The organism is Brevibacterium iodinum ATCC 49514, assembly GCF_900169265.1.
GTDB classification, from domain to species: Bacteria; Actinomycetota; Actinomycetes; order Actinomycetales; family Brevibacteriaceae; genus Brevibacterium; species Brevibacterium iodinum.
Window position 1 is genome coordinate 70,805 of the sequence record NZ_FXYX01000013.1, and the last position, 26,235, is coordinate 97,039.

Here is a 26,235-nt window from a genome sequence, read left to right on the forward strand (position 1 = left end):
AAAGGGCGGTCACGACGTTGTTGTGCCAGGTGGGACCAGTCTACGAGTCACCGGTCCCACCGGGATGGATTATGGGTGAGAGCTTCAGTCGGCCTGGCGCTTGTAGAACGGCAGCTGGGCGACGGCGAAGTCGTGCGCCTTGCCGCGGATGTCCACCGTCACGGCGGTGCCCACCTCGGCGCGGTCCCGATCGATGTAGGCCAGGGCAATCGGGTGGCCGAGCGTCGGCGAGGGCTGACCGGAGGTGACGGTGCCGACCTCAGTGCCGTCGATCGACACGGCGGCTCCGGAGCGAGCGGCGCGGCGTCCCTCCGAACTCAGGCCGACGAGCACACGCGGCGGTTCGGTCTCTCCGAGCTTCGCCAGCTCCTCGCGGGCGAAGAAGTCATCCTTCGTGTTGAACCCGATCATCCGGCCCAGTCCCGCATCGTACGGGGTGGTGTTCTGATCGAGTTCGTTGCCGTAGAGCGGCATTCCGGCTTCGAGGCGAAGCGAATCGCGTGCGGCCAGACCGCAGGGAACGAGTCCGTAATCCGCGCCCGAGGTCACGAGCGTGTTCCACAGGCGGGTGGCGCCGATGTTCGGGGTGTAGAGCTCGAACCCGTCCTCACCGGTGTATCCGGTGCGGGCGAGCATGAGGTCGATCCCTGCGATCGTCAGCGGCATCCACGCGTAGTACCCCAGTTCGCGCACCGCCCGACCGATGGTGATCTTCGCATCCCCCGCCGAGGTGGCTCCCCCGTTGGCGTCGTCGGTGACCTGGGCTTTCGCCTGGTCACCGGCCCCGGTGCGGGGTCCGAATTCGCCGTGGCCGGACTCGTCGAGGGCGCGCAGGATGATCGCCTCGGAGTTCGGGCCCTGCACGGCGATGAGCGCGGTGGCGTCGGACTCGTCGGTCAGGTGCACATCGGAGCCTGGTTCGACGGTCTGGACGAACTGGTGCACGCGGTCCTTGAGCGCGGCGACGACGGTGGGAGTGTTCGAGGCGTTGGGGACGATGAGGAACTCTTCGACGCCGATGCGGTAGGTGATGAGGTCGTCGAGCAGGCCGCCTGCCCCGTTGACGATGACTCCGTACTTGGCCTTGCCGATCTTCATCTTCGAGTACTTCGCGACGAGCGCGTAGTCGAGGAAGGCTGCGGCGTCGGTTCCGCTGATGCGCACCTCGCCCATGTGGGAGAGGTCGAAGAGACCGCCGGCCTCACGCACGGCACGGTGTTCGGCGAGTTCCGAACCGTACTTCAGCGGCATGTCCCACCCGCCGAAGTCGGTGAACGAGGCACCGAGCTCGGCGTGGATGCTATGCAGCGGCGTCTCTTTGCGTGTGTTTGCGGTCGTGTCGGTCATCACTTGTCCTCTTCCTCGAACTCTTCGAAGGCCTCTGGCGGCGGGCAGGAGCACACCAGGTTGCGGTCGCCGTAGGCTCCATCGATGCGGCTGACCGGCGGGAAGTACTTCGTGTGGCGCAGTCCGGGAACGGGGAACACCGCGGTCTCGCGGCTGTACTTGCCGTCCCAGTCGTCCATCACCACGGTGGCCGGGTGCGGCGCGAGGGCCAGCGGCGACTCTTCGTAGGTATACGAATTGCCGATCTCGTCGATCTCGGCGCGGATGGTGCGCATGGCCTCGATGAAGCGGTCGAGCTCGTCCTTGTCCTCGGACTCGGTGGGTTCGACCATCAGGGTGCCGGGCACCGGGAAGGCCAGGGTCGGGGCATGGAAGCCGAAGTCGACGAGGCGCTTGCAGACATCCTCGGCAGTGACTCCCGTCGCCGAGGTGATCGAGCGGAGGTCGAGGATCGTTTCGTGGCCGACGAGTCCGTTCTCACCCGAGTAGAGGACGGGAAAGACGTCGCCGAGCTTCTTCGCCAGGTAATTCGCACCGAGCAGAGCCGAGCGCGAGGCCTCGCGCAGCCCTTCGGCACCCATGAGTTCGAGGTAGGCGAAGCTGATGGGCAGGACTCCTGCGGAGCCGAACATCGATGCGGAGATCGGCAGCTCCTTGGCGTCCGGGTCACCGGCGACGAGCTCCGGCAGCGTGGCATCGCCGGGCAGGTACGGAGCGAGGTGTTCGCGCACCGCCACGGGGCCGACTCCGGGGCCGCCTCCTCCGTGGGGGATGCAGAAGGTCTTGTGCAGGTTGAGGTGGGAGACATCGCCGCCGAATTCGCCGGGCTTGGCGAGTCCGACCATGGCGTTGAGGTTCGCACCGTCGACGTAGACCTGACCGCCGGCGGCATGGACCTGGTCGCAGACCTCGCGGACCTGCGGCTCGAAGACACCGTGGGTCGACGGGTAGGTGATCATGATGCCGGCGATCTTGCCTTCGTGCTTGGCGACCTTCGCATCGAGGTCGTCCATGTCCACGGAGCCGTCATCGGCCGTCGCGACGACCTGCACCTGGAGTCCGGCGAGCACCGCGGAGGCGGCGTTCGTGCCGTGCGCGGACTGCGGGATGAGCACGACGGTGCGGGCATCATCGCCGTTTGCCACATGGTAAGCGCGGATGGCGAGCAGTCCGGCCAGTTCACCCTGCGAACCGGCGTTGGGCTGCAGGGACACACGGTCGTAGCCGGTGACCTCGATCAGCGACTCCTCGAGACGGCCGATGAGCGCACGCCACCCCTTGGTCTGCTCGGCCGGGGCGAAGGGGTGGATGGAGGCGAATTCCGGCCAGGTGATGGGTTCCATCTCGGCGGCGGCGTTGAGCTTCATCGTGCATGAGCCCAGCGGAATCATCGTCCGGTCCAGCGCGAGGTCACGGTCGGCCAGGGTACGCAGGTAGCGCATCATCGAGGTCTCGGAGCCGTGGGCGCTGAAGACGGGGTGGGTGAGGAATTCGGTGTCGCGGTGGAACGACGCCGCGAATGCGGGTTCGGGAACGGCGTTGGCTCCGAAGGTTCCCGCCGAGGCGGCTTCGAAGTCGTCCGCGTCGACCCGGGCGTAGATGCCGAGGGCTTCGAGCAGGCCGTTGGCATCGGCGACGGTGTGGGGTTCGCCGAAGGAGACGCCGACGGTGGTGTCGTCGATGACGCGGATGTTGTATCCGGCGTGGTCGGCAACGTAGCGGGCGGCTTCGGCATCGGCCACGCGCAGGGCCACGGTGTCGAAGAATTCCCAGGTGAGCACCTCGGCGCCGGGGGCGGTGTCCGCGGCGCCTGCGAACGCGTGGGCGAGGCGGTGGACGCGGGAGGCGATGCGGGTCAGGCCGACCGGGCCGTGGTAGACGGCGTACATCGAGGCGACGTTGGCGAGCAGAGCCTGCGCGGTGCAGATGTTCGATGTGGCCTTCTGGCGACGGATGTGCTGTTCGCGGGTCTGGAGGGCCAAGCGGTAGCCGGGCTTGCCCTGGGCGTCCTTGGACACTCCGACGAGGCGGCCGGGCAGCTGGCGCTGGAGTCCGGACTTCACGGCCATGAAGCCGGCGTGGGGGCCGCCGAAGAACAGGGGCACACCGAAGCGCTGGGCCGAGCCGACGGCGATGTCCGCACCCTGCGAGGCGCAGTCCTTGAGCAGGGTCAGTGCCAGCAGGTCGGCGTCGAAGGTGACCAGCGCACCGCGGTCGTGCGCTCCGTCGACGGCTCCGGTGAAGTCGCGGATGGCCCCGGTGGTGCCGGGCTGGGCGCAGACGATGCCGAAGATGTCTTCGCCGACGAGGCCCTCGGCGAGGTCGGCGACGGTGACGCGGAAGTCCATGGCCTTGGCTCGGGCGCGGACGACGGCGATGGTCTGCGGGTGGAGTTCGGAGTCGAGGACGACGGTTGTCCCCTTCTTCACGGCCCGACGCATGAGCAGGACCGCCTCGGCGACGGCGGTGGCCTCATCGAGGAGGGAGGCATTGGCGATGTCGAGGCCGGTGAGGTCCTGGACGACCTGCTGGAAGTTCAGCAGCGCTTCGAGCCGGCCCTGGGAGATCTCGGGCTGGTACGGGGTGTAGGCGGTGTACCAGGCGGGGTTCTCGACCAGGTTGCGGCGGATGACGGCCGGGGTGATCGTGTCGTAGTAGCCCTGGCCGATGAGCTGGGTGCGCATGACGTTCTGGCCGGCGAGGTCGCGCAGGTCGCCCAGCACGTCGAATTCGGAGCGCCCGGCGGGCAGGTTGAGTTCGTCGTTCTGGATGGATTCCGGGACGGCAGCATTCGAGAGTGCTTCCAGCGAGTCATAGCCGAGTTCGTCGAGCATGGCCTGCACATCGTCGGCGCGGGGGCCGATGTGGCGGTCGGAGAAGGGGCGCGAGGTGTCCTCGGTCGCTGCAGTGGTATGGGCGAGTGAACCTGTCATTGCCGTCCTTGTGTCGGTGTCGCACCCACCGATGGAGGACGCGTTGTGCACTGTGTCCTCCCCGATCTGTCGGGCGCGAGGGCACGCCACAGGGGTGCAGCGGTTTCGCGTCCTTCAGAAGTGCCTGCAATCGGTGGTACTGGGCCTGAGAGTTTCCCGGGGAGGGAATTGCACCTACGGCGCTGCGTCGCACTGCTGGCAACTGGTCGTTGCGGCAGCGGGCAGCTCTCCCACGTCATGTCTTAGCGGCGTATGAAGTTATCCGCGTCTCAGTCTAGTCAATGCTCACACGGCGGCCAAACAGCCTGTTCGGGCACGCTTTGCGGCCCGCATGGCCTCCCCGTCGACTGCGCGGCCTCCCACGTCGCCCGCGGAACAGCCGCGGATGCCGGCGGTGACCACCTGCGCGGTCAGGCGAGCTCACCCACCTCGGCGATACGTCCGGTGATGATGTCAGTGATGGCCTCCGGGGTCGCTTCGAGTTCTCCACGTACCCAATCTCGAAGGACGTTGGCGAACCCACCGAGGAGGAACGAGGACGCAAGCTTATCGAGATCACCGAGGCCGATCGTCGGCCGCCTCAGGTCGAAGATCCGCCGCGCAGCCTGCAGCAGCGCCTCGGACAGACTCGGCAGGTCGGGTGCGTGCGCAATCCGACCGAGGAGCACCCGTTCCGAATCGATCCGCGTGACGAGACTGAGCACCCTTCCCCTCAGCTCCTCGACCCCCAGCGGAGTGGGATCGCCGAGCTGTTCGGTCAAACCGTCCGGATCGCTGTCGATCCCCAGCCCTTCGAGCGCCACAGCCGTGAGTATCCCGTTGAGGTTGCCGAAGTTCGTGTGAACCGCTTGGCGACTGTAGCCGGCTTCGTCAGCGATCCGACGCAGAGTCAGCTGCCCAGGTTCCTCGTCGAGGAGCATGCTTCGGGCCGTCTCAAGAATCGCTTTGCGTGTCCTGAGAATGCGGGGATCTGTGTTGGACATGCCTCTAACATACACATAAAGTATCTAAGTGCCACATGTCCAGTAGATATCAAGAGGTATTTAGTCTATGAATCCACCCACCGCGGAAGCGCCGACGACCCAGCCGACGAATCGACTTCCCATCACCCCGGAGGCGAAGAAGAAGGTCATCGGCCTCACTGCCACAGTTGCGCTGATGCTGTTCTTCGTGCTCGGAATGATCGTGTCCTACTCCGAGGGCTTCGCCCATCCCTCCCCGAACAACCTCAAGCTCGCCATCGCCGGCAACTCGGATTCCCTGTCCTCACTGCAGGAATCTGCCGACGAGGACGACTACGACTTCGTCATCGAGAACAGCGAGTCCGCTGCCAAGCACTCCGTTGAGGACCGAGATGCCGATGCGGCGATCTTCGTGCCCGATGACGCGAAGAAGGACAAGGTTCAGGTCTACGTCGTCACCGGCGCCAGCCCCACGATCGCGAAGTCTGTCGAGCACCTCGGCGACGAGCTGGCCAGCGGCCTGAACGCCGAGAGCGAGGTCCACGAGCTGGGCGAACCCTCACCGAACAATCCAAATGCCTCGATGGAGTTCTACCTCGTCGTCTTCCTCACCATCGGTGGCGGCCTCGGCGCGACTGCCTTCGGAGCCGTCCTCGGGCGGGTGAAATCACCCTCGGGCTTCATCGCGTACTCTGTGGCGATGACGGCCTACGCCGTCCTCCTGGCCGGGGCCGCCTCCTACTACGCCACTCAGGTCATCAGCGGCATCACCGGTGAGGTGGGATGGGAGCTGTTCGCAGCCTTGTGGCTCTATGTCATGGCTCTGGGCGGATTCGTGACCGGCCTGGTCTCGGTCACACACCCTGCTGCCGGCGCGGTCACCTCGATCGTTCTCGTCATGCTCGGCAACACCGCTTCGGGCGGACCCTTCGGCCTGCACATGATGAATGGGTTCTTCCAGGGCCTGAGTCGGATCATGCCCCAGACCTGGGGACTCGAACTGATCCGCGACATCGAATACTTCGATTCCAACGGTATGTCCCGCCCGGTCATCGCCCTGATCATCTTCGGAGTCGCGGGAATCGCCTTCGCACTCGGTGCACTCCTGCTCAACGTCGCCCGGGGATCGGGTAACACCGCAGCAACGAACCTCTCTCCCAGCACGGCAGAACAGACCGGATCCGAACCGACCTTCGACCGCTCCCAGCCGCCGCGAGTCTCCGCCGCGGTCGGGTCTCAGCCGCCAGGTTCCACGCCCACCACCTACCCCACGGGTTCGGCCACGCAAGGATATCCGACGGGAGTGTACCCGGGCTGGGCGCCCATGGGCTTCGCCCCTCAGGCCGGTGTCGGCGTCCAGCCCACTCAGTACGGTTCGCAGCAGGCCCATTACGGCTCGCAGTTCCCTCCTGCTTACTACGTGCCGATGGGAACCCAGGGGCAACCCATGCCCTACATGCCCGTCACCGGGTCCGCCCCGATGCCGGTCTACTATCCCCAGCAGCAGACCCCGCAGTCTGCCGACCACCGGCCAACAGGCAAGGATGACGGTTCCGACGCCGAGCCGAACAACGGCCCCGACCCGGCCGGAGCTTCTCACCCGTCGGATTCGGCGGTGAATACGGAGGGTCAGAACGATCGGCCGTCTGATCAGCCGACCGAGACCACCTCGGATCGACCAGGGGACTCGACACAGAGCTCCTGACCCAAGGGGGGCCAACCACATGGTGGTCGCCATCGGATACTTCTCGTCAGAAGTATCCGATGGCGACCACCATTCGCGTTTCCACGTCAGTTATGGCCGTGGTGGCGTATCGGCTCAGGCGCTGCCGCCGGCCGTGATGACGCCGCCGTCGGCCGTGAGCACCTGCGCGGTGATCCATTCGGCGTCGGCGGAGGCGAGGTAGGCGACGGCACCGGCGATGTCCTCAGGGGTGCCGAGTCGGCCCGCCGGGTAGGTGGCGGCAACCTCGGCCTCGCGGCCTTCGTAGAGTGCGGTGGCGAAGTCGGTCTTGACGACCGCAGGGGCGACTGCGTTGACGCGGATGTCGGGTCCGAGTTCGACTGCCAGGGACCGCGTGAGATGCGAGACCGCGGCCTTCGAGATGCCGTAGAAGCTGATGCCCGGGCTCGGGACCTGCCCGGCGACGGAGGAGATGCTGACGACCCGCCCCTTGTTCTCGCGGAAGTTCAGGCCTTCGTGGTGGACGGCTTCCTGGATCCAGGCAAGCGTGCCGATGACGTTGACGTCGAGGATCTTCCGCGCGGCGTCGAGGTCGATGTCGATGAGCGGACCGTAGACGGGGTTGATGCCGACATTGGTGACGAGCACGTCGAGGCGGCCGAACTTCTCCGCGATCGTGTCGAAGACCTCCGCCCGGTGGGCGGCGTCGTCGGACTTGCCGGCGATGCCGACTGCGGTGCCGTCTGGGAACTGCGCGACCGCCTCGGCGAGGGCCTCTGCCTTGCGGGCGGTGAGGATGACGGTGGCGCCTTCGGCGTTGAGCCGCTGGGCGATGCCGAGGCCGATGCCGCGGCTGGCACCGGTGATGAGGGCGACCTGACCGGCGAAGCGCTGTCCGGACTGCGGGGCGGTGGGCTCTGACATGCGTGAACTCCAGTGTTCTGTCGGTGACGGTGGACTCTGATCGAGATTGATCGTTCGTTCAGTATCTGGATTCATCGTAGCCACGGCGTGCACCTGATGACAAGACTGACTCTGACAAGGAGGCCGAGGTGCCAGACGATACGATGCCGCTATGTCGACCGCGCAGCAGCACGCACTCCGATCCGCCTCGGTGCTGTTGGGTCGTGAGCTGCGATTGGTGGAGGTATTCACCGCGGGTCAGCATGCGACGACGCTGCTCGCTTCGGACGGGAAGGATGAGTTCGTCGTCCGCTCCTTTCCTGCCGGTGACGACACCGCGACAACGGAGCCCGAGGTTCTGCGGCGGCTGAGCGCGCTCGGCGAACAGGTGCCGCGACTCATCGCCCATCGGGCAGATCTCGACGATCCGCTCATCGTCACGACAAGAGTCCCCGGCTCCACCCCGGACCCGACGCTTCCTGCCTCGACGATCGCGCGCGAAATGGCGAGAGCGCTCGTGCGCATCCACGCCCTCGACGGAACCTGCCTACCGCCGACACCGGCGGCCCCACCCGTCGGCGACTCGTCCATCGCGCACCGCGTCCGCAACGGCTTCTCCCAGCTGATCCGAGGCGAGCGGGTTCTCAGCCACGGCGACTTCTGGTGCGGCAATGCCCTCTGGTCAGGCGAGAGGCTCACCGGCGTCGTCGACTGGACCGGCGGCTCGAATGCGCCCCGCGGTCGCGACCTCTCATGGTGCCGCCAGGATCTCGTCCTGCTCGGCTTCCCCGATGCCGCTGCCGAGTTCCTCGACGAATACGAGTCTCTGCTCGACCGTCGAATCACCGACACCCATGCTTGGGATCTGCACGCAGCAGCGAGTGCGATCGAGCGCGTCGAGACCTGGCTGCCGAACTACCTCGGCATCGGTCGGACGGAGATGACGGCCGAGCTGCTGCGGCACCGCCTCGATGAGTGGAATGCGGAGCTCTGAGGAGGCACGAAGATTGCTGACAACTCACGGGGCCTCCGTCGCCGCCAGAGATTCATGAACCCAACAGCAATAATCGCCTTCAATTATGACTGATCAAGCGTTAAAGTGGAACGAGCCGCTGACCCGCTCAAGAATGGACCGCCCGACGATGACCGACTCCGATGACCTCCTCACCCGCAACGGCTCCGGCCCGCTGTCCGGCCAGGTGGTCGTCGATTTCTCCCGTGTCCTTGCCGGCCCCTATGCGACGATGATGCTCGCCGACCTCGGCGCCACCGTCATCAAGGTCGAGGGCCCGAAAGGCGATGACACGAGGCACTGGAGTCCCCCGGCTCGTGACGACGATTCCACCTACTACCTGTCGATCAACCGCAACAAGTACGACATCGTCCTCGACTTCGCCGACCCCGAGGACCTCGCCACGGCCCAGGATCTCGCCACCCGTGCGGACATCATCGTCGAGAATTTCAAACCCGGCGGACTGGCGAAGTTCGGCCTCGACTACGAGTCCGTCTCCGCCTCCAACCCCGAGGTCGTCTACGCCTCGATCACCGGATTCGGCGCGGACAATCCGCTGCCCGGCTACGACCTCCTCGTCCAGGCGATGTCCGGTTTCATGTCGATCACCGGCAGCCCCGACGGCTCGCCCTACCGGGCCGGGGTCGCGGTCTTCGACGTCATCACCGGGCTGCACACGACGATCGGCATCCTCGCCGCCGTCCAGCACAGGACCGTGACCGGAGAGGGCCAGCTCGTCGAGACGAACCTCATGTCCTCGGCGATGTCGGGTCTGGCCAACCAGACGGCCGCGTACGCGGCCGCCGGAGTGACCCCGACCCGAATGGGCAACGCCCACCCCAGCCTCTACCCGTACCAGCCGATGGAGACGAAGGACGGTGAGATCATCATCGCCGCCGCCAACGACGGCCAATTCGCCGCCTTGGCCAAAGCGCTCGGCCGGCCCGACTGGTGCGAGGACGAACGCTTCGCGAAGGCAAAGATCCGCAATGCCCACCGTGACGAACTCGAGCCCGAACTGCTGGAAGCGCTTCAGGCGCACACCGCGCAGGAATGGTTCGACAAGCTCACCGCCGTCGGACTGCCCTGCGCCCCGATCAACTCGATCTCCCAGGGAGTCGAACGCGCACGCGATCTCGGCCTCGATCCCATCGTCGAGACAGGACAGGGCGAGCGCGTCATCCCCACCATCCGCAATCCGATCCGCCTGTCGAAGTCCGAGGTCGCCTACGACCTCGCACCGCCCAGCCTCGGCGCCGACTCCGACATCGTGCGCGCTTGGCTTCGGCGATCCTCCGACCAATAGACCACGGACTGACTGTCAGCCGCTCCGCCGATATACCGACCACCGCCCGACCCCCGCATCCACCGACCGATCCCGATGAGGAGAGCACACCATGGACACCACTGAACTCGACGACATCCTCGCCGCCGTCCGCGAATTCGTCCGGGAGAAGGTCGTCCCGCTCGAGACCCAGGTCGAGGACGACGACGCCTTCCCGGAGGCCATCATCAAGGAATCCGCCGAGATGGGACTCTTCGGCTGGGCCCTGCCCGAGGAATACGGCGGGCTCGGCCTCAATGCCGAGCAGGACGCACTGCTGGCCATGGAGCTCGGCTACACCACCCCGTCGTTCCGTTCCCTGTTCGGCACGAACAACGGCATCGCCGGTCAGGTGCTCGTCAACTACGGCACCGATGCGCAGAAGTCCGAATGGCTGCCCCGCCTGACCTCCGGCGAGGTCGTCGCCTCCTTCGCGCTCACCGAGCCCGAGGCCGGGTCCGACCCCTCGGGGCTGCGGACCAAAGCCGTGCGCGACGGCGACGACTACATCATCAACGGCTCCAAGCGCTTCATCACGAACGCCGAATCCTCAGATGTCCTCATGGTCTTCGCCCGCACGGACCCGAACGCCACCGGATCGAAGGGCATCTCCGTCTTCCTCGTGCCCACGAAGTCGGAAGGCGTGACCGTCGGACCCCACGACCACAAGATGGGTCAAGCCGGAGCCTGGACCTCGGAGATCTTCTTCGACGACGTGCGTGTGCCCGCCGCCAACCTCATCGGCGGCGAAGAGGAGAAGGGCTTCTACGCAGCCATGGCCTCGCTGAATAAGGGCCGACTCCACATCGCCGCGATCTGTGTGGGCCAGTGCATCCGCATCCTCGACGAATCCGTGAAATTCGCCGCCGAGGCGAAACAGGGCGGGGAGCCGATCGCTCGATTCCAACTCGTCCAGGGGATGCTCGCCGACATCTACACCGACACCGCGGCGGCGAAGTCCCTCGTCCTCTCGGCCGCTGGGCGCTGGGACGCCGAGACCGATCGCAAGCTCGGCCCCTCCTCGGCGAAGCTCTTCGCCTCCGAGGCGCTCGCCCGCGTCGCCGACAAGGGCGTGCAGATCCAAGGCGGCATGGGGTACATGCGCGAGTCCGCGGTCGAGCGGTTCTACCGCCACGCCCGCCTGTTCCGGATCTACGAAGGCACCTCCGAAGTCCAGCGCGTCGTCGTCGCCAAGCAGCTGCTCAAGGGCGCACACAAACCTCAGTTCAACCTCTGACCTGCACGAACAATTCACAAGGGCCGCCTCGGCGACCTCCGCGCATCAGCGCACACGAACGAAAGGAATCATCATGACCGACTCATCCACTCCCGCATCGAACTCCGCTGCCGGCATCACCGTCACCGAAACCGGCGGAGTCACCGCCATTCCCGGGCTGCTCACCGGCAAGGTCGCCGTCGTCACCGGCGGCGGACAGGGCCTCGGCCTGGCGATGGCGCGCAGCCTCGTCGACTCCGGCGCGAAGGTCGTTCTCGCCGATATGAATGAGGAGAGCCTGCAGCAGGCCGTGGCCGAGCTCGGCGGCGGGGGCGCTGCCGCCGGTGTCGTGTGCAACGTGTCCGACCTCGGGGCCGTGGAAAAACTCGCCGAGGCGGCCACGACCGCGTTCGGCGGCATCGACATCTGGGTCAACAACGCCGGCATCACCCGCGATGCGACGATCCGGAAGATGAGCGAACAGCAGTTCGACGACGTCATCTCCGTGCACCTGCGCGGCACGTGGAACGGGCTCAAGGTCGCCACCGCGCTCATGCGCGAACAGGACCGCGGCGGCTCGATCATCAACGTATCCTCGATCAGCGGCAAGGTCGGCAACCCCGGACAGTCGAACTATTCTGCGGCGAAGGCCGGCATCGTCGGCATGACGAAAGCCGTGGCAAAGGAGGTCGCGTTCAAGAACATCCGCATCAACGCGATCCAGCCCGGCTTCATCAACACCGCGATGACCGCGGCCATGCCCCAGCACGCGATCGATTCGAAGCTCGCCGACATCCCGCTCGGCCGTGCAGGCGAACCCGAAGAGGTCGCCTCCGTGGTGCTGTTCCTCGCCTCCGGACTGTCGAGCTACCTCACCGGCACCGTCACCGAGATCTCCGGCGGTCGCAACATCTGATCAGGCAGAACCTCGCCGAGGCGACGCACCGTTCGCGTCGTCCCCTCGCCGAGGCGACACGTCGGGCCGATGTCGTTGGGTGGGGGCGTCCCGCGGGGACGTTTCAATGCAAGTTCCCGACCGCGTCAGTGCGGTTGGTTCTTTTGCGTCCCCGCGGGGACGTCCGGCTGTGACGGTCGGACCGCCTCGGCGAGGGTCAGTTCTCTGCGGTTCGCCGGCCGGGCAAGCGGACGACTCCGAAGGCGAACATGCCGATGAGCGGCAGCAGCGGCCAGATCCAGGTGACCCCGTTGTCGTTGACCATCCCGGTATCGGCCATGATCGCCAGGCCGGCACAGATTGCGACAGACGCGGCGATCGGCTTCCACACAGGCGGCGCGGGACGGTCGTCGGGCGCGGGTGTTTCGAAGCGGCCGAAGATCGCCACGAGCACTCCGGTGATGGCCAGCAGAGCGATGGCCCACAGCGGTCGGGTGGCCCACCAGATGCCGGTCAGCGGGGTGGGCAGCAGGGCTCGTGCGTCGAGGGCGATGAGGATATTGGCCAGGGCCGTCAGCGCGGTCAGGTGCCAGAGGAACCAGGTCATGATGCGCTGGTTGACCATGACGGTGAGGAACCACAGGCCCGGGCTGCGTAGGAGTTTCGCCAGTGGGCGCTGGAGCATGAGGACGATTCCGGCCTGCGCCATGCCGAGGAAGGCCATGGTAACGCGGGTCGGGGCCGAATTCGAGATCGCGTCAGTACCGGCGGTGATCATCGACACCGGGTACGGGCCGAGCCCGACGAGAAGCCCGAGGCCGACGGCGCCGATGACGAAGAGCAACAGGCAGCGTTTGATGTTGGAGAGTCGCCCGTCGAGCCAGGCATAGCCGAACTGGTGGAAGCTCGCCCAGACGAGCAGGTAATTCGGGTATCCGGCGAGCTTGCTGTCGGCGGCGATGCTGATGATGTCGATGATCCCGGCCATGCCGATGCCGACGATGATCGACCACCAGCCCCACTTTTCCCACAGGATCAGGCACGGCGGGGCGACGATGACGACGAGCAGGTAGGCGGCGAGGAACCAGGTCGGCACCAGTGCCATCTGGGAAGCCAGCTGCACGGCGGCAGGCTCGGCACCAGCGGCTAAGGCGATGACGCAGGTGACCAACCAGGTCAGCAGCAGCGGGATGAGCGGCAGACCGAGTCGGCGCAGGCGCGCCCTCAGCCATTCGCCGTACCCGGTGTTCCGCCGCCTCGCCGAGCGCCACGACAGGGCGTTGGAGTATCCGCCGACGAGGAAGAAGATCGGCATCACCTGGAACACCCAGGTCAGCGGGTGCGTCCACCGGGCCTGGTCGAGCAGTCCGTGCGGGTTGATGCCTCCGGTGGCGCTGACGGCGATGATCGTCCAATGGCCGAGCACGACGACGGTGATCGCCGCGGCGCGGAGGAAGTCGACCTCGCGGCTGCGGGAGTCAGGAGTCGCCTCGTCGACCTTGCGCGCTTGGGCCAGGAATGAGCGGGGCATGTGGGGACTTCCTTGTCGGTGGGCGGTCGGAGGGGATGACGGTTGCTGTCGCGGGCGGTGGTGCGGGCTTCGGGCGGTGGTGCGGGCCGGCGGTCGGAGGGCTGACGGTCAGGCTTGGTATTTGATCTCTCCGCCGACGACGGTGAGCGCGACACGGGTGTCACGGATCGCCTCGGCGTGGGCGAACAGCGCCTCCTCGGAATCGTAACCGAGCAGGCCGCCTGCGTTGAGCTCTTCCGCGCTCGGCCTCTCGGCGTTGAGCCCTTCGGCGATGCAGGGATCCGTGTCGACGACGATGAAGTCGGCGTCCATGCCCGGCGCCAGATACCCGCGGCGATCCTCCAACCCGGCGGCGAACGCGGGCCCCTGCGTGTGCAGGCGGATGGCCTCGACGGCGCTCAGCCGACGGTGCGGCTGGAAGCTCGTCGTCGCGTCTCCGGAGATGTTCGCCCTGGTCATCGCCGCGTAGATCGCGGCGAACGGGTTGGCAGGTTCGACGGGCCCATCGGAGCCGAAGACCACTTGGGCACCCGCAGCGAGCAGATCCGGCCAAGCATAAGCGGCCAGCTGCGCGGATTCGTCGATGAGGTGGAGCAGGTGCAGGTCGGAGATGCAGTGCCGGGGCTGCATGGACGCGAGCACTCCGAGTTCGGCGAAGCGGGCGACGTCGTCCGGCTGGATGAACTGAGCGTGCTCGACGCGGTGACGGAAAGGACGGTCGAAGCGTTCCTCGGCGGCCGCTGTGATCTCGCGCAGACGTTCGAAGACTTCGAGCACATGGTGGTTCGCCTGATCGCCGATGGCGTGGATGGCCACGGAGATCCCCGCCTCGGTGGCGATGCGGGCCTGGTCGAAGAGTTCGTCCTCGGTCATCTGTGCGATGCCGAAATTCTCCGCCTCACCGTCGGTTTCGGGAAACGGTGAGGACATGTGCGAGGTGTGGGAGCCGAGCGCGCCGTCGGAGAAGAGTTTGAGCCCGCCTCTCTGCAGCCAGTCGTCTCCGTCGCCGGTGTGCCAGCCGGTTTCGATCGCCCACGGCACTTCGGGTCCGCGCAGGAAGAGCGTGACCCGCATGTCCTGCCGGTCGGCTTCGCGCAGGTCGTTCCATCCCAGCGTCGAGGCGATGCCGTCGAAGTCGTGGATGCCGGTCAGCCCCTGGGACAGGAACAGCTTCTGCGTGACGGCGAGGCGTTCGACCTGCTCCTCACGGCTGGGTTCGGGGATGAAGCGGGCGACGAGGTCCGTGGCGTCTTCTCGCACGAGCCCGGTGAGCTGCCCGTCATCGTCGCGGCCGAAGCTGCCGCCCGAGGGATCTTCGGTCGACGCGTCGATGCCGGCGATCTCGAGGGCGTGGGCATTGGCCCACAGGGTGTGCAGGTCGAGGGACCACATGGCCACGGGATGGTCGGGCACCTCGGCGTCAAGGAGCGTCCGGTCCGGGTAGGACGGGTCGTCCCATTTGTTGAGGTCCCATCCGGAGCCGACAACCCAAGTGCCCACGGGGAGGGAATCTGCTCGTTCGCGGATGGCGGTGACCGCCTCGGCGAGGGATTTCGTCTGGGACAGATCGAGGTCGGTCAGCGAATCCGCGTACATGATCGAGTGGATGTGTCCGTCGACGAATCCGGGGAGGATGACTTGGCCGTTGCAGTCGATCTCATCGATCTCGAGGCCGGGGATGACCGTGGTCGCACCCACCCCACCCGCCGAGGCGAGCGCCGCCGTCGTCGATGACTCCGCGGCGGCGATGTCGAGCAGTTCGGCCCGGGTGCCTATGGCGACGATGGTCTCCCCGTCGACGAGGATCGCATCGGGCGCGGCGCCCGGAACTGTGGGGCTGTCCGGGGCGGGGGTGTCGTTGTTTAGGACACCACCACCGTCGCGCCGATCGCCACGGTCGGTGGTTCCGGCACTGTCGGGCTGGTCAGCGGGCGCGAAGGTGCGCACAACGGCGTTGGAGAACAGACGCATGGGCACCAGTCTAAGGGCCGTCTCCACTCCCCCACGATCACCTTTTTCTACCGGGAGTAGAATGCGGGTCATGGCCAATTTCTTCAGCACACAGGACACCCGGCTGGCAGCGGGAGCACGCGTCCTTCTGCCGGCGGTGTGGCTCGGGCTCATCATCGGCATCTCGCTCATCGAAGCCCCGCTGAAATTCACCGCCCCAGGCATCACCATCCCGCTGGGACTGGGCATCGGGCGCCTGGTGTTCGGCGTGATGAACTGGGTCGAGCTGGCGATTGCGGTGATCCTGCTGTGGTCGATGCTCAAGTCGGGCGTCGACCGCATCTACCGAGGTCTGGCCAGCGGACTCATCGCCGTGCTCATCATCAAGGTCCTCGTCATCAGGCCGTTGCTCAACAAACGCACCGACGCTGTGCTCGCCGGTGTCGACGACGGCGGGTCGGCCATGCACCTGTTCTACATCGCCGCCGACGGGCTGCTCATCGTCGGCCTCATCGCCGCCCTCGTGCTTGCGGTGCGCCGCTGGGTGACGGTCCGTCCCGCCGTGGGAGCCGTACCTTCGAGCAGCTGACGGCCGTTCACTCGGTGACGGCGCCAGCCCGCGTGGGTGGGCCCGAACCCGTCAGTAGTACACAGCCAGCGGACCGCGTGGGCCGTCGATGACGTCGACGGGGGTGTCGAACACCCGGGACAGAACCTCGCCGGTCATGATCTCGTCCGGTGTTCCGAATTCGACGATCGCTCCGTCTTTGACCGCGCAGATGTGGTCGGCGTAGTGGCCGGCGAAGTTGATGTCGTGGAGGACGATGACGATGGTTCGGCCCATCTCGGCGGCCGCTCGGCGCAGGTGCTGCATCATCTGCACTGAGCGCTTCATGTCGAGGTTGTTCAGCGGTTCGTCGAGCAGCACGTAGTCGGTGTCCTGGGCCAATACCATCGCCACATAGGCCCGTTGCCGCTGTCCGCCGGAGAGTTCGTCGATGAACCGGTTCTCCAGCTCGCCGAGTTCAAGGAAGTCGATCGCCTGCGAGATGACCTCCTCGTCCACCGCCGTCAGTCGCCCCTTCGAATGGGGGAAGCGTCCGAAGCCGACGAGCTGTCGGATCGTCAGCCGAGTGATGAAGTGGTTCTCCTGGCGCAGGATGGACACGATCTTCGCTAAATCCTTCGACTTCGTGGAGCTCACGTCGTACCCGGCCACCGAGATCGTCCCCGCATCCAGTCCGAGCAGCCGACCGATCATCGTCAGCAGCGTCGACTTTCCGGCACCGTTGGGACCGACCAGGGCGGTGACTCCCCCGGCTGGGATCTGCAGGTCGACAGGTCCGATCGACACGTCGTCGCTGTAGGACTTGCGGACCGATTCGAGCGTGATCACACGCGCCCCTTTCGCAGGATGACGAGCAGGAAGGCACCGCCGCCGACGATCTCGATGATGATCGACACGACGCCTTCCGCGTAGAAGATGTTCTTCATGACGAAGTACGCCCCACCGAGGACGACGAAGCCGATGAGCGCCGCCATCGGGAAGAGCCGTTTGTGGTCATAGGTGTCGGCGAACTGGTAGGCGAGCATCGCGACGAGGAACCCGAGGAAGACCATCGGCCCGATCATCGATACCGACACGGCCATGAGGATGGAGACGAAGAAGAGGACCTTGAGCAGTTCGCCCTTGAAGTTCAGCCCCAGATTGCTCGTCATGTCCCGGCCCAGCGCCAGCACGTTCAGCCGCGAGGAGCAGAGGTAGAGGCCCAGACAGGCGAACAGGCACAGCGGGATGGAGACCGGCAGGTAGCTCGAATCCGAGTTCGAGATCGACCCGAACAGACGGGCCGAGAGGATGTCGAATTCGCTCGGCGTGAGCGTCCGCTGCATGAACGTCGCGACCGAGCCCAGTCCCCCGCCGATGACGACGCCGATGAGCAGCATGAGCGCCACCGACGAGTGCCGCCCGGACAGCAGCCACCCGTAGAGTGCCAGCGACAGACCGACCATGAGCCCCAGCTGAACGACGAAGGGCACGAGCCCCTTGAGCTCGACGATCGCGGTGACCCCGAAGAAGTACATCGCCGACGTCTGGATCGCGACGTAGAGCGACTCGAATCCCATGATCGGCGGTGTGATGATGCGGTTGTTCGTCACGGTCTGGAAGGCGACCGTGGCGAAGGACTGGCAGAGTGCGACCATGGCGATGACGACGAGGTTCGTCAGCCGCAGCTGCGCGATCAGCCAGAAACCGGGGTCGGTGATCGGCATCGGATTGTCCCAGGCCAGGATGCCCAGCGCGATCCCCGCCGAGGCGACCGCCAGCACGATGATCATCGTCCAATACCGGCGCACGGACTTCGCCGTCGGCAGCGGTCCGGAACTCCGCGACGGCCGTCCCGGCCGATGACGCGAACGCTCGGCTCCTCGCCGAGGCGGCTGACAGTCCCGTACGTCCGCGGCCTCCGAGCCCGCACCGGAAGCGCCGGCATCAGCGTTCCGGTCGGCCGCCTCGGTGACGGTGTGTGCCGGGTTCTCGGTTTCGTCCTTCGCGCGCATGCGGATCATCCGACCTTCCGCTGGCGCAGCAGCAGGGCGACGAACACGGCCGCCCCCACGACACCGAGAATGAGGGAGACGGGCACTTCGAAGGGCATGACGATGATCCTGCCGATGAGGTCGCAGATGGTGACGATCGCGATGCCGAGCAGGCACACCCAGGGCAGGTTCGAGCGCAGGTCGTCGCCGCGGATGAGCGAGACGATGTTCGGCACGATGAGGCCGAGGAACGGCAGGTTGCCGACGACGACGGTGACCACTCCGGTCGCAATCGCCACGAACACGGTGCCCAGCAGCAGGATCTGGTTGTAGTTGAGACCGACGTTGGTGGCGATCTCCTTGCCGAGCCCTGCCACGGTGAAGCGGTCGGCGAGAATGAAGATGGCGACGACGACGGCCGCGACGATCCACAGGGTCTCGTACTGGCCGCGCAGGATCGACGTGAAGCTGCCGGCGAACCAGATGCCCAGCGACTGCAGCATATCCGTCTGCACCGCGATGAAGGTCGAAACGGCGCCGACAACGGCGCCGAGCATGATGCCGACGATGGGCACGATGAGCGAGGACTTCAGCGAGACGCGCCGGAGGAAGACGAAGAAGACGAGTGTGCCGATGAACGCGGCGATGATCGCCCCGACCATGCGTGCCGCGATCGAGGCATCGGGGTAGATGATGACGGTGAGCATGAGCCCGAGGCCCGCCCATTCGGTGGTGCCCGTCGTCGTCGGTTCGACGAAGCGGTTCTGCGTGAGCAGCTGCATGACGAGTCCGCACATCGCCATCGCAGCTCCGGCGAGGACGAGGGCGATGGTGCGCGGGATCCGCGTGATCTGGAACATCTGCGCCCCGCCGTCCCCGCCGAAGACGTCATAGACGCCGGTGAACAGGGAGAGGGCGAGGAGGCCTGCGACCCCGAGGAAGCCCAGCAGCAACGGCCATCCGAACAGGGATCCCTTCGCCGAGGCGGCCCCGCGTGCGGACGAGACTGCCGTCCCGCTGGGCGACGGATCGACCGTTCCCTGTGGGGACTCAGCCGTCCGGTTGCGTCGGGCTTCGTTCCGACGTCGGGCCGCCTCGGCGAGGGTCATCACTTCTGAGCTTCGAGCTTGTCGGCGAAGTCGTTGAAGAACTCGGTGTAGGTCTGGATGCCTTCGTTGAGATAGGTGTCCTCGGGGAAGTAGACGATCTTGTCAGCCTTGATCGCGGGAACATCCTTGAGTGCTTCGGAGTCTTCGAGGACTTCGGCGGCCGGGGCCGAACCTTCGTCGCGGTCTTCAGGGGCGAAGGAGGCGTCGCGGTCGAGGACGATCATGAGGTCCGGGTTCGACTTCGCGATGGCTTCGACGGAGATGTCGTCGCCCTGGTGGTCTTCGCTGCCTTCTTCGACCTCGAGGGCCGGGTCGAGGTCGAGGATGTCGAAGACAGGGCCGACGGTGCGGCCGACCGACGGTGCGGCATAGCCGATGTCGCCGGCCGAGGTGATCAGGCCCATGGCCTTGTCGTTGTCGTCGTAGGCGGCCTTGGCGCGTTCGATGGAGGCGTCGAAGTCGTCAACGAGCTTCTTCCCTTCATCCTGCTTTCCGAAGACCTCGCCGAGGACCTCGGTCTGACGGCGCAGCTCGGCGTCGAAGTCCTCTTCGTCGCGGGGATCGAGTTCGAGCACGGTTGCTTCGGGGGCCAGCTTGGCCAGGTCGTCATGGAACTGGGCGAATCGCTGACCGTTGACGATGAGATCGGGCCCCGCCTCGACGACCTTCTCGAGGTCGGGTTCGCGGTGGCTGCCGAGGTCGAGGATGGAATCATCCTGGGCGTAGTCGAGGTCGTCGCTCATCAGAGAGACGGCGCCGCCCTTGAGCTCGATGCCCCAGTCGCTGAGGGTCTGGAATGTGCGGTTGTCGGTGGCCACGACCGACTTCGGCGGGGAGGCGACGGTCTGCTTGCCGTTGTTGTCCTCGACCTCGACCGTGGAGCCGGAGTCATCGGCCTGCGCCGAATCGGAGTCTGCCGATCCGCAGCCAGCCAGAGTGAGAGCGACAACGCCGGCCAGGGCGCTCAGTTGAAGGCGAGTCGAAACCATGGGGTCCCACTTTCAGGAATGAACGTATAAGAAAAGCGTGTGCGCACACTGAAAGTAAGCTTAGCCTATGCTTTGAAAATAAAGTCAAAGAAGTATGACGTTATCTGCATCACATCTGAAGGGAGAGCAGATGCGCGCGTGGTGGGCCCCCGGATCAGATGGCCGCGATGAGGCGGTCGACCTCTTCCTGAGTATCGGCGGCGGCAGTCGGCCCGCCGGATCCTCCGCGACTGACACCCAGTCCGGCCTCTTCGACGATGACTGCCCCACCGGCGTAGTCGTAGATGCCCAGCCCGCGTTCGGCGTAGCCGTTGACCCGACCTTCGGCGACCATGCACAGGTCGAGCGCCGCCGATCCGCAGCGACGGATGTCGTCGTAGCCGGTCATGAGGTCTTCGAGCTTGGCCAGCTGGGCTCCGCGGCTGCTCAGCGCATAGGCGAATCCCGTGGCCAGGAGCCTGCCGGACAGCCCGGCCGGCGTCCCGCGCAGTCGCCGCGCCGGAATGGCGGAGTCGTTTTCGCGGTGGTCGGCCAAGCGCCCGTCGACCCGAAAGGCGCCACGACCGGCGGCCGCCAACCAGGTGGCATCCAATCCCGGCGAGGCGACGAGTCCGATCTGCCAGTCGCCGAGACCGAGGCCGGCATCCGCCTCATCTGCGACCGCGCAGACTCCGACGGAGAACGCGTGGTGTTCGATGTTGCGGACATAGTTGACGGTGCCGTCGATCGGGTCGACATGCCATTCCAGACGCGGGCCGTCGTCAGCGGTCTCGTTGAGTGCACCGGCCCCCGGATCGAAGGCGTGGAGTTTGAACAGGAAGTCCGCCGGGAAGAATTCGACCGGGTCGAGGGCTTCCGAACCCTCTTCGCCGACCATGAGGTCATGGGGCCTGACTCGGTTGAGGTAGCCGCGCACAAGCGCTTCGATCTGCGCGTCGGCGCGAGTGACGAGGTCGTTCGGCGAGGTCTTCGTGTCGACGACACTGGCGTCGAGGCTCGCGCCGAGCAGCGGCCTCCAGGCGACCATCTGCTCCCAGGCCATGAGTGAGAGGTCGGAGGCGATGCGGATCAGAGAGTGGTCGACGATCTCAGCGGGCAGCGATTCGAGCTCGGAGTTCATACGGCCACTCTAGACAACCCTCTCCGCTTCTCGCCCGGGTGTCCGCCGCCGGCCAGGAACCGCCCAGATCCGCGTCGCGTGTAACAAGACTGCAATACACGGGCAAATATGTACTTCTTGTATCTAAGCCGCTCCAGGAGGTCAGGAACTCCGATTGCACGGCCTTTCCACCGCACTGGAAACGCACCTGAGGTTGTCGGCAGGGCACTTCAGCATCTGATATTTCACAAACAGTCGAAGAGTCGAATCGTGAAGCGATTTCCGCACGCAGGGAAGAATTTTCCTGAAGGCATTCTCAGCCCATCAGTCCCGTTGTCTCTGTTCGTGCAATTCCTGCTTCCGGTGCCGCGAAGATTCGGTCACGGAATCGGCAGAAAACGTCCATGAATCGCACAAGGGCGGTGATCCATTTCGAGTATGGATCACCGCCCTGGTATCTGCGCGGGAAGTTCAAGCACAGAGGGGACCGGCAAGTGTCGTTCTGCCCCTGTGCTCTCTGGGGTCAGGCTGGGTCGGAGACTCCGGCCTTCGGCTCGCTGCGCCTGACGGGACCGTGCCTGCGCACGATCTCCTGCACGGCCTGAGACGAAGTGCCGGCCGCCTCGGCGATCGCACCGAAAGTCGCGCCCTCTTCCCGTGCGCGCAGGATCGCCATCACGTAGTCGGTGTTGATTTTCGATCGCTGCCGCGCAACCTTTCGGACCGCTCCGACTAATGCGGCCTGATCGACTGTCAATTCACGAGCTCGACGAGACATGGTTTCTTCCCTTGCATTCATGTAGTGGCCCGTTGCCACGAATTGGTGTAGTCCCATTAGATACCACGAATATGTCAATACACCAAGAATTCCCGGATAAAGGAACTCAGGATTCAATCGGGAGCCGTTCTGAGCTTGAGTGATAACGAATCGATAACGTTCGACCGCTCTGAGCGATGACTGTGCGGATCCCGACCAGGGGTGGAATGTCTCGCTGTTTCGGCAACCCAAGTGGCACAATGCGGACATGACGACTATGGCCCATCTCACCGGTGCGAATCGGGCGACCGTCGACGCAGACGGGTCCACGATGACGCTTCCCTCCACTCTGGCAGCCGAGTTCCGTGCAGCAGGCATCCGCGATTTCAGCATCGATGACACCGACCGTGCCGCCTATTCCTCGGACGCCTCTCTGTTCCGCCTCGTGCCCGCCGCAGTGGTCTTCCCACACGATGAGGAGGAGGTGCGCTCCGTCCTGGCGATTGCACGTCGCCTCGGTGCGCCCATCACCAGCCGCGGGGCAGGCACCTCGATCGCCGGCAATGCGATCGGTCGCGGAATCGTCCTCGACTTCTCTCTCCATATGAACGCCGTCCTCGACCTCGACCCGGATGCAGGATCGGCCTGGGTTGAAGCCGGATGCGTCCATGCCCACCTGCAGAAACAAGCCAAACCTCATGGTTTGCGCTTCGGTCCCGATCCGTCGACGCACACCCGCTGCACGATCGGCGGGATGATCGGCAACAACGCCTGCGGGCCGCGGGCCCTCGGCTACGGGCGCACCGGCGACAATGTCCTCGCGCTCAAGGTCATGCTCATCGACGGCACTGTCGTCACCCTCGATGACTCGGACGCCGCGGAGGTCTTCCCGCGCCTGCACGAACTCGTCGCTGAGAACCTCGGCACGATCCGCACGAACTTCGGCACCTTCTCCCGCCAGGTCTCCGGGTACGGGCTCGAGTCCCTCCTGCCGGAGAACGGATTCGACGTCCGCCGCGCCTTCGCCGGCACCGAGGGCACCTGGGGCGTCGTCCTCGCCGCGAAGATGCGCCTGGTCAGGGAGCCGAGTTTCACCTCGGCGGTGGTGCTCGGCTACGCGGACATGGTCGCGGCCGCCCACGATGCGCCGCTGCTGCGCGACTTCCCCGTCGCCGCCTGCGAGGGGCTCGACTCGCGCATGCTCGATCGGGTCATCGAGACCAAGGGCGCCGAGGCGGTCCCGACACTTCCCGAGGGCGCGGGCTGGCTCGTCGTCGAACTCACCGGTGAGGACGAATCCGCACTCAACCAGGAGACTCAGCGCCTCATCGCCGAATCGCAGTCGTTGGACTCTGCTGTCCTCGACGCGGGGGCCGCCGCCGAGGTGTGGGCGATCCGCGCCGACGGTGCGGGTCTGGTCTCGCGGACCCCGGACGGGCGCGATGCGCACGCGGGATGGGAAGATTCCGCGGTCCCGGTCGACCACCTCGGCGATTATCTGCACGACCTCATGGAGCTCCTCGCCGAGTACGGGCTGTGGGGCATTCCCCATGGGCACTTCGGTGACGGCTGTCTGCACATGCGCGTGGACTTCCCGCTCGAGGACCCAAGCGGTCCGCAGGTGATGCGCGACTTCATGGTCGCGGCCACGAAGCTCGTGGCCCGGCACGGCGGGTCGGTGTCCGGGGAGCACGGTGACGGCCGGGCCCGGTCCGAACTGCTCAGCCTCATGTACACTCCGGCAGCGCTCGATTTGTTCTCCAAGGTCAAGGCGCTCTTCGACCCGCAGCATCTGCTCAATCCGGGCGTCATCGTCGACCCGGACGCTCTCAACGAATCGCTCCGGCTCACTCAGCTGCCGCTGCGGCAGGAGCTGCCGGGGACCTTAGCAATGGCCTATGAGGGGGAATCCGCGGGCTTCGCCTCGGCTGTGCACCGGTGCACCGGCGTCGGCAAGTGCCGAGCGGATTCCGCCGCGAGCGGCGGGACCATGTGCCCGTCCTACCAGGCCACGCGCGATGAACGGCATTCCACACGTGGGCGCGCACGGGTTCTGCAGGAGATGGTGTCCGGGGATCTGCTCGAGCCTCGCTGGGACTCCCCCGAGGTGCACGAAGCCCTCGACCTGTGCCTGTCGTGCAAGGCCTGCGGGACGGAGTGCCCGACCGGCACGGACATGTCCACGTACAAGGCCGAGGTCCTGCACCAGACCTATCAGGGACGGCTGCGGCCGATGAAGCACTATTCGCTCGGGTTCCTTCCGCAGCTCGCCCGCCTAATCACCCCGCTCGCGCCGGTCGTCAACCGGGTGTCGGGGCTGCCGGGGCTGACGACCCTGGCGAAGAAGATGGCCGGCGTCGACATTCGTCGCTCGATCCCGCAGTTCGCGTCCACGACGTTCACGAAATGGTGGGCCACCACCGCCGAGGCGCCACCGCGGTCGCGTACGAACGCCGAGTCTCGCTCGAACGCTGAGTCCCCGGCCAAGGCGTCGTCACCGGCCTCGGATTCGCTGCGGCCGAACGCTGAGGTCGTGCTGTTCGCCGACTCCTGGTCGAACCATTTCGCTCCGCGCATCCTCGCCGCGGCCGTCGCCGTGCTCGAGCAGGCCGGTGTGCGTGTGCGAGTGATCGATCAGACCGTGTGCTGCGGGCTGCCGCTCATCTCCACCGGTCAGCTCGATGCCGCGAAGGCGAATCTCTCGGAGACGATCACGGCTCTCGATGCCACCGGGGATGTGCCGATCATCGGCGTCGAGCCTTCGTGCTTGGCGACGCTCAAGGATGATTCGCTCAAACTCGTCGCCGATGAGGCCTCGCACCGGGTGGCCAACCGAGTGCAGACTCTGGCCCAGCATCTGCTGAGCATCGGCGCCGAACTGCCGGACCTGTCCGGGATAGAGGCGCTCGTGCAGCCGCATTGTCACCAGTCGGCGGTCTTCGGCAACGCGGCGGATAAGGAGCTGTTGGCCAGGGCAGGAGCGAATACGGAGTTCCTCGGCGGGTGCTGCGGTCTGGCCGGGAACTTCGGCGTCGAAGACGGCCATTTCGAAACCTCGGTCGCCGTCGCCGAGGTGGCCCTGCTGCCGGCACTTCGCAACCGGGGACGGGCCGCCGGCGTAGGGTCTCGGACTGGTTCAGGAGTCGATGCTTCGCCGACCGGTGCGACAGGGCCCGGAACGGATGTGTTGCCGAATCGTGCGACGAGTTCAGGTGCAGGCGCCCGGTTGCAGGTCGTTCTTGCCGACGGGTATTCGTGCCGCACGCAGATCACGGATCTCAGTGACGCCGAGGGCGTGTCGTTGGCCGAGCTCCTCGCCTGGGGATGGGGGCTTCAACCGCGGCGATGATCCCGAGGTCAGCGCCGCCTCGGCGAGGTTTCAGGCCTTGGCCGTCAGCACCGGGACCTCGGCTTCGAGGAGGATGCGCTGTGCCTGCGAGCCGAGGATGAACTTCCCGATCGCCGAGCGTTTGCGCAGGCCGATGACGATGAGCTGAGCTTCGTATTCCTCGGCGAGGTCGTTGAGCGTGCCGGGCAGATCGTCTTCGTGATCGGGCTGGAGCACCTCGACGTCGACATCCGATTCCTTGCCGAGGTCGACGATCCGCTTGATCTCGTCCTCACCGATCTCGGTCGGAGCCCCACTGGCACCTCGTCGCTGTGAGTTGATCACGACGGCAGCGCTCGACCGCAGTTTGGCCTCTGCGAAGCCCGCACGCAGAGCAGCCTCACCCTCGGGAGCGGGTAGGTAGCCAATGAGAATCGTCATGGCCCCCAGTATATGGACTCGTCTTTGGTTCGTTCACGTCGGGATCACGCTTCGGTCAGCAACCCGCAACCCCCATTGCCCCAATTGCTACCTGACGGCTGTGAGTCTTGGTAGTGGCTGGTCTGGGACCGGCTGGCAGAGTAGGTGTTGGCCTCTCCATCCCGTGATCGTGACTCAACCTGGCGGTGACCCACCCCCTTTTGGTGGTGTCTTC

The 26,235-nt window shown here is 65.9% G+C and carries 20 protein-coding genes and 1 riboswitch; of the genes, 7 read left to right on the top strand and 13 right to left on the bottom strand.

Annotated features, from left to right (window positions below; all coding sequences use genetic code 11):
- Positions 1-84 precede the first annotated feature (84 nt).
- The 3 genes from BI49514_RS10190 to BI49514_RS10200 form a co-directional block, all read right to left on the bottom strand.
- Positions 85-1,347, bottom strand: coding sequence for a glycine cleavage system aminomethyltransferase GcvT (locus BI49514_RS10190; RefSeq protein ID WP_101546431.1), 1,263 nt, complete (start codon positions 1,345-1,347; stop codon positions 85-87).
- Positions 1,347-4,280, bottom strand: coding sequence for an aminomethyl-transferring glycine dehydrogenase (gene gcvP / locus BI49514_RS10195; protein WP_101546432.1), 2,934 nt, complete (start codon positions 4,278-4,280; stop codon positions 1,347-1,349). Before gcvP ends, BI49514_RS10190 begins: the two co-directional genes overlap by 1 nt.
- A gap of 124 nt (positions 4,281-4,404) precedes the next feature.
- Positions 4,405-4,523, bottom strand: a riboswitch (glycine riboswitch).
- A gap of 167 nt (positions 4,524-4,690) precedes the next feature.
- On the bottom strand, positions 4,691-5,263 hold the full coding sequence (locus BI49514_RS10200) for a TetR/AcrR family transcriptional regulator (RefSeq protein WP_101546433.1): 573 nt from the start codon (positions 5,261-5,263) through the stop codon (positions 4,691-4,693).
- A gap of 67 nt (positions 5,264-5,330) precedes the next feature.
- Between BI49514_RS10200 and BI49514_RS10205 the strand changes: the two genes are divergently transcribed.
- A complete protein-coding gene (locus BI49514_RS10205) occupies positions 5,331-6,947 on the top strand; it encodes an ABC transporter permease (RefSeq protein WP_101546434.1) in 1,617 nt (538 codons plus the stop codon).
- Between the two features lie 114 nt (positions 6,948-7,061).
- Here BI49514_RS10205 and BI49514_RS10210 read toward each other — a convergent pair whose 3' ends face one another.
- On the bottom strand, positions 7,062-7,850 hold the full coding sequence (locus BI49514_RS10210; protein ID WP_101546435.1) for an SDR family oxidoreductase: 789 nt from the start codon (positions 7,848-7,850) through the stop codon (positions 7,062-7,064).
- A gap of 151 nt (positions 7,851-8,001) precedes the next feature.
- Between BI49514_RS10210 and BI49514_RS10215 the strand changes: the two genes are divergently transcribed.
- The 4 genes from BI49514_RS10215 to fabG all read left to right on the top strand — a co-directional run bounded on the left by BI49514_RS10215 (position 8,002) and on the right by fabG (position 12,297).
- The gene (locus tag BI49514_RS10215; RefSeq protein WP_244195311.1) at positions 8,002-8,823 is read left to right on the top strand and encodes a phosphotransferase family protein; all 822 of its coding nucleotides are present in this window, start codon (positions 8,002-8,004) and stop codon (positions 8,821-8,823) included.
- Positions 8,824-8,971: 148 nt separating this feature from the next.
- A complete protein-coding gene (locus BI49514_RS10220; protein ID WP_101546457.1) occupies positions 8,972-10,147 on the top strand; it encodes a CaiB/BaiF CoA transferase family protein in 1,176 nt (391 codons plus the stop codon).
- Between the two features lie 91 nt (positions 10,148-10,238).
- Positions 10,239-11,402 carry an acyl-CoA dehydrogenase family protein gene (locus BI49514_RS10225; RefSeq protein WP_101546436.1) on the top strand — a complete coding sequence of 388 codons (1,164 nt, stop codon included), beginning with the start codon at positions 10,239-10,241 and terminating at the stop codon, positions 11,400-11,402.
- Positions 11,403-11,475: 73 nt separating this feature from the next.
- On the top strand, positions 11,476-12,297 hold the full coding sequence (fabG, locus tag BI49514_RS10230; RefSeq protein WP_101546437.1) for a 3-oxoacyl-ACP reductase FabG: 822 nt from the start codon (positions 11,476-11,478) through the stop codon (positions 12,295-12,297).
- 196 nt (positions 12,298-12,493) lie between these two features.
- Here fabG and BI49514_RS10235 read toward each other — a convergent pair whose 3' ends face one another.
- Positions 12,494-13,807 carry an acyltransferase family protein gene (locus BI49514_RS10235; protein ID WP_101546438.1) on the bottom strand — a complete coding sequence of 438 codons (1,314 nt, stop codon included), beginning with the start codon at positions 13,805-13,807 and terminating at the stop codon, positions 12,494-12,496.
- A 108-nt stretch (positions 13,808-13,915) separates the two neighbouring features.
- Positions 13,916-15,778, bottom strand: a complete 1,863-nt coding sequence (locus tag BI49514_RS10240) for an amidohydrolase (RefSeq protein ID WP_101546439.1) — start codon at positions 15,776-15,778, stop codon at positions 13,916-13,918.
- 70 nt (positions 15,779-15,848) lie between these two features.
- Between BI49514_RS10240 and BI49514_RS10245 the strand changes: the two genes are divergently transcribed.
- A complete protein-coding gene (locus BI49514_RS10245) occupies positions 15,849-16,346 on the top strand; it encodes a hypothetical protein (protein WP_101546440.1) in 498 nt (165 codons plus the stop codon).
- A gap of 51 nt (positions 16,347-16,397) precedes the next feature.
- On the opposite strand, the gene BI49514_RS10250 is transcribed toward BI49514_RS10245, so the two are convergent.
- The 6 genes from BI49514_RS10250 to BI49514_RS16560 all read right to left on the bottom strand — a co-directional run bounded on the left by BI49514_RS10250 (position 16,398) and on the right by BI49514_RS16560 (position 22,171).
- Positions 16,398-17,153 (bottom strand): iron ABC transporter ATP-binding protein, encoded by a 756-nt coding sequence (locus BI49514_RS10250; protein WP_101546441.1) that lies wholly within the window; start codon positions 17,151-17,153, stop codon positions 16,398-16,400.
- The gene (locus BI49514_RS10255; RefSeq protein WP_244195310.1) at positions 17,150-18,328 is read right to left on the bottom strand and encodes an iron chelate uptake ABC transporter family permease subunit; all 1,179 of its coding nucleotides are present in this window, start codon (positions 18,326-18,328) and stop codon (positions 17,150-17,152) included. The genes BI49514_RS10250 and BI49514_RS10255 overlap by 4 nt, the downstream gene beginning before the upstream one ends.
- Positions 18,325-19,407 (bottom strand): ABC transporter permease, encoded by a 1,083-nt coding sequence (locus BI49514_RS10260; RefSeq protein WP_101546442.1) that lies wholly within the window; start codon positions 19,405-19,407, stop codon positions 18,325-18,327. The genes BI49514_RS10255 and BI49514_RS10260 overlap by 4 nt, the downstream gene beginning before the upstream one ends.
- Positions 19,407-20,396: a siderophore ABC transporter substrate-binding protein gene (locus tag BI49514_RS10265; protein ID WP_101546443.1), complete on the bottom strand. Its 990-nt coding sequence runs from the start codon at positions 20,394-20,396 to the stop codon at positions 19,407-19,409. The genes BI49514_RS10260 and BI49514_RS10265 overlap by 1 nt, the downstream gene beginning before the upstream one ends.
- 154 nt (positions 20,397-20,550) lie before the next feature.
- Complete coding sequence (locus tag BI49514_RS10270; protein ID WP_101546444.1) at positions 20,551-21,516, bottom strand: inositol monophosphatase family protein; 966 nt, start codon at positions 21,514-21,516, stop codon at positions 20,551-20,553.
- A gap of 502 nt (positions 21,517-22,018) precedes the next feature.
- Positions 22,019-22,171: a hypothetical protein gene (locus tag BI49514_RS16560; RefSeq protein ID WP_167444006.1), complete on the bottom strand. Its 153-nt coding sequence runs from the start codon at positions 22,169-22,171 to the stop codon at positions 22,019-22,021.
- Between the two features lie 349 nt (positions 22,172-22,520).
- Between BI49514_RS16560 and BI49514_RS10280 the strand changes: the two genes are divergently transcribed.
- Complete coding sequence (locus BI49514_RS10280; RefSeq protein ID WP_244195309.1) at positions 22,521-25,601, top strand: FAD-binding and (Fe-S)-binding domain-containing protein; 3,081 nt, start codon at positions 22,521-22,523, stop codon at positions 25,599-25,601.
- A 30-nt stretch (positions 25,602-25,631) separates the two neighbouring features.
- Here BI49514_RS10280 and BI49514_RS10285 read toward each other — a convergent pair whose 3' ends face one another.
- Complete coding sequence (locus BI49514_RS10285; RefSeq protein ID WP_101546446.1) at positions 25,632-26,021, bottom strand: universal stress protein; 390 nt, start codon at positions 26,019-26,021, stop codon at positions 25,632-25,634.
- Positions 26,022-26,235 lie beyond the last annotated feature (214 nt).